This window comes from Corallococcus sp. AB049A (assembly GCF_003668885.1).
In the GTDB taxonomy this organism is placed as follows: Bacteria; Myxococcota; Myxococcia; order Myxococcales; family Myxococcaceae; genus Corallococcus; species Corallococcus interemptor.
On sequence record NZ_RAWL01000593.1, the window covers coordinates 1 to 4,233 of the forward strand.

Consider the following 4,233-nt stretch of genomic DNA (forward strand, 5'->3'; position numbering starts at 1 on the left):
GGCCGCGGCCGCCCCCCAGGCCGCGCCGGTGGAGGCGAAGAAGCCCGCCGTGGTGGCGGACGGGTTCGACGTGAAGAAGCCGGCCGCGGGCCCGGACCTGAGCGGCGTGGGCCGCGCGGTGAAGGCCGCCGCCACGGCCGTGACGCCCCCTGCGGTCCCCCAGCTGCGCGTAGGGCTGGCCGCGACGGGTGCGGCTCCGCCGGAGCGCCAGACGGTGTCCGGCGAGGACAAGGCGAAGCAGGCCGTGGACCTGAAGACGGTGGGCGAGACGCGACAGGAGACGTTGGATGCGCAGAAGTCCCTGCGCGAGAAGACGACCCAGGAAGCAGACCGGCTCTTCGCCATGGCGGACGGCCAGGAGAAGGTCCCCGAAGGCGCCAGCGTCAAGCGCCTGTCCGACACGCAGGTGGAGCTCACCCGCGTCAACGGCCAGAAGGAAGTCGTGGAGCGCTCCGTCGCGACGAAACAGGACGGCGCGGTGGTGGTGGACAGCGCCACCTATCAGGACGGCGTCAACACGCGCGACCGTCTGGAGATGAAGGAGGACGGCGCCACGCTGGTGGAGCGCGCGGAGTGGAAGGGCGACAGGAACGAGGCGGCGGACCTCAAGTCCTTCGGTGACATCTCCAAGACGCGCGACGCGGGGCTGACGTATACGCGCAACGAGGTCTCCATCGAGAAGCACAAGGATGGCGACCGGCTCCACACCGACGAGTACTCGCAGGTGAACGGCAACGCCGAGGGCAGCCGCACGTCCTTCTACCAGCAGAAGGGCGGCGGCAGCTTCGACAACAAGCTCAAGGGCCCGTTCGACTTCGACAAGCCGGTGGACCGCTCGGACACGTATGCGTATTCCATCCCGGCGCCGGGCGCGGACGGCAAGCAGGGCGACCCGCAGTACAGCCGCGTGCAGAACTTCTCCCAGGACAACGTGAAGGCCACGTCCTACGTGGACCGCACGCTGGACGGCCACACCCGGTACGCAGGCGAGGGGCCGCACACGTACGAGGACATGGCCCGCGTGCGCGACGAGTACTCCCAGCACGGCGGTGAGGACTACGACGCGGACAAGACGGGCGACGGCCGCCCGCCGAAGCGCTGGAGGGTGGACCTGCAGAAGGGCGCGGACCGGCTGGACTCGCAGACCTTCATCGAGGGCTACCCGGACGCGACCCTCAAGACGGAGCGCACGCGCGAGGGCAGCACCTTGAAGGAGAAGTTCGAGGGCAAGACCTTCGAGAGCGCGGACTCCTCCAAGCGCGTGCCCGTGAGCGGCGAGTCCTCCACCACGTACGGCCAGGACGGCTCCATCGAGAAGCTGGACGCCAGGAGCCGCGAGCCGGACGGCTCCGACCTGGAGCAGCACTACAACAGCAGCCGCAAGGCCACGGACCAGGGCCTGGAGCTCCAGGAGTCGCTGGAGACCCGGCGCACGAAGGACGGCAGGACGGAGAGCGCGCTCAAGGAGGACACGTCGCTGGTGTCGGATCAGGGCGCGCAGCTGGTGGGCTCGCGCACCACGGTGACGGACGCGGACGGGCGCAAGGGTATCCACGAGGTGGGCAAGGACGGCGAGCGGATGCAGCTGTCCGGCAAGGACGGCGCGGACCTGCGCGACGTCACGGACGCCGAGTCCTTCAAGGACGACGAATTCGGAAAGGTCCTGCTGGAGCAGGCGTCCATCTCCACCGCGAACACGGTGAACCAGTACGCCAACAGCGGCGGCGCGAAGGCGCTGACGATGCTCCAGGGGCTGAGCCAGGACGCAGGCCGGCTGCCGGCGAAGGCGACGGAGATCCTGGGCAGGGACACCGTCTCCAAGGGCCTGAACGCGGCGCAGGGCGGCGCGAGCGCGCTGGGCGGCGTGGCGGGCGTGGCGGGCGTGGTGGCGGGCGGCATGTCGCTGGCGCGAGGCATCCGCGAGAACAACATGCCGGACATCGTGAAGGGCGTGGCGGACACGGCCAACGGCGCGCTGAACATGTACACCGGCGGCAAGGCGTTCACGGAGGCCATCAAGGGCTTCAAGAACGCGGGCGCGCTCACCACGACCGCCAACACGGCCAACACCGCGAAGAGCATCCCCTGGGCGAAGACGCTGGCGGATCCGAAGGTCGGCGGCGCCCTCACGCGCACGGTGCTGGATTCGGTGAAGGGCATGGGCGGCATCGGCAAGGTGGCCGGCACGGCGGCGAGCATGGGGAGCAAGGCGCTCTCCGCGCTCAAGGCGGCGGGCGGCGCGGCCAACGTGCTGGGCGCGGTGGGCGGCGCGGCGGGCGGCGTGATGGACATCGTCAACGGCGCGAAGGTGAACGACGGCGCGCAAATCGCCAAGGGTGCTGTCGGCATCGCGGGCAGCCTGGGTGGCGCGGTGGCGGTGGGCGCGATTGGCGGCCCGCTGGGCATGGCCGTGGGCGCGGGCATCGGCCTGCTGACCTTCGGCTTCGGGAAGCTGATGGACCTCATCAGCGACAAGCCGCACAAGATCGCCGAACTGCAGATTGATTGAAGCGAAGCATGGAGCGAGGCGGCGGTGGAATCGGAGCCACCGCCGCCTCCTCGACTTCAACGCTTCACGCGCGGGGTGCGCTCGTAGTCCTCGTAGCGCAGCTTCGCGATGGTGCGCCGGTCGCGGGTGCGCACCACGATGCCCTCCGGGTGCTTCCCGGCCCCGCCATCCAGCGCGCACCGCGTGGACGGCGCGTGCTCGCGCAGCCAGGCGGACGCGCCCTCCAGGTCCTTCGGAAGCGCGGCGCCGTCCTGCTCCAGGATGCGCGGCGTGGTCTCCAGCCCGTGCTCGCGGGTGAAGGCCTGGAGCGCGTCCTCGGTCACGAAGGGCTGGCCGCCGGACTCGCGCCAGCCGGAGAGCTGCTCCGCGGACCCGGTGAGCGGCGTCTCGTGGTCGGTGAGGCGCACCACGTCGAAGACGCGGTAGCCCACGTTCGTCACGCCCTGCTGGCGGAACACGGTGACCAGCCGCCGGAACGCGGCCGCGAACTCCGCGGGCGTGCCGTGGGCGGTTCCCGCCATGTCCGGCTCGTGAAGGAGGAACGCCCAGGGTGCCAGCCCGCACGGACGTCTGTCGACGGTCGCCCCCTGGCCGCGGTCGGCCAAAACCTGTCCGACAGTCGGACAAGTCCCCGCGGCTCGGATGAAACGACCGCCCCCGGAACCCGGTTGCTCAAGAACCTGTCCGGCTGTCGGACAGGTTTGTGCGGAGCGCCGCCGGAGGGGAGGCCTTTGCGGGGGTTCTCAACTTCTCAGCCGTGGGGACAGGACGCATGCCGGAGTCCTTGGCCGCAGGGGGCGTCCGGACGCTCCCTGCATTGCTACAGGCCGGCCCTGTCCGGCCCGGACGGAAGCGGGTTTCCCCGTGACGCGCCGGTTGACGCGCGCCCCCGGCGCCCCTCTTATCGCCCCTCCCCCTGAGCAGGAGTTCCCGTTGGCAGGTGTCCCGGTCGAGTTGACCCCGGAGGATTTCGAAGCAGTCACCCAGAAGCCCGGCATGTGCGTCGTGGATTTCTGGACCTCGTGGTGTGAACCCTGCCACGCGTTCGCGCCCGTGTTCGCCGAGGCGGCCACCCGGTTCGCGGACATCACGTTCGCCCGGCTCGACGCGGAGACGCACGAGTCGGTGGCCGAGCCGCTGGGCATCGACACCTATCCCACGCTCGTCGCGTACAAGGACGGCCTGGAGGTCCACCGCGTCTCCGAGGCGCTGCCCGCCGACGCGCTGGACCGGCTGCTCACCGCGCTGCGGGCCGTGGACGTCGCGGAGCAGAAGCAGCGCGCCGCGAACCGCGAGCGGACCGAAGCGGGCCAGCCCCCTCCCGGCATCCCCGAGGACGCCACCTGGGACGACGGCGACGGGGAGTGGTCCTCCGGCCCCAAGGACGCGAAGGGCCTGCCGCACGGCACGTGGCGGTACTGGCGCGCGGACGGCACGCTCTGCAACGAATGCATCATGGAGCACGGCCGGCCGCACGGGCCCTTCAAGCGCTTCCATGAGGACGGCTCCGTGTCCCAGGAGGGCGCCTTCGAACAGGGCCAGCTCCACGGCCCGCGCACCTGGATTGCGTCCGAAAGCTTCACCACCGAGCGCATGCACGAAGGCGGAGTGAACGCGCGCGTGCGCAAGACGGTGATGCACTACGAGCACGGCGCCGTGCGGCACGTGCAGCACTTCAACGGACAGGGCCAGCGCGTGGTGCCCTCCACCGGAGAGCCCTACCC

At 70.7% G+C, this 4,233-nt stretch carries 3 protein-coding genes; 2 read left to right on the plus strand and 1 reads right to left on the minus strand.

Translation table 11 applies throughout. The features are described 5' to 3' along the window. The coding region (locus D7X55_RS43685) for a hypothetical protein (RefSeq protein WP_121725464.1) at positions 1-2,509 on the plus strand (2,509 nt) is incomplete at its 5' end. A gap of 56 nt (positions 2,510-2,565) precedes the next feature. On the opposite strand, the gene D7X55_RS36745 is transcribed toward D7X55_RS43685, so the two are convergent. Continuing rightward, on the minus strand, positions 2,566-3,030 hold the full coding sequence (locus tag D7X55_RS36745; protein ID WP_120547745.1) for a hypothetical protein: 465 nt from the start codon (positions 3,028-3,030) through the stop codon (positions 2,566-2,568). Positions 3,031-3,442: 412 nt separating this feature from the next. Here D7X55_RS36745 and D7X55_RS36750 point away from each other — a divergent pair. Beyond that, positions 3,443-4,233, plus strand: a 791-nt coding sequence (locus tag D7X55_RS36750; RefSeq protein WP_233610288.1) for a thioredoxin family protein, incomplete at its 3' end; no start/stop codon positions are given.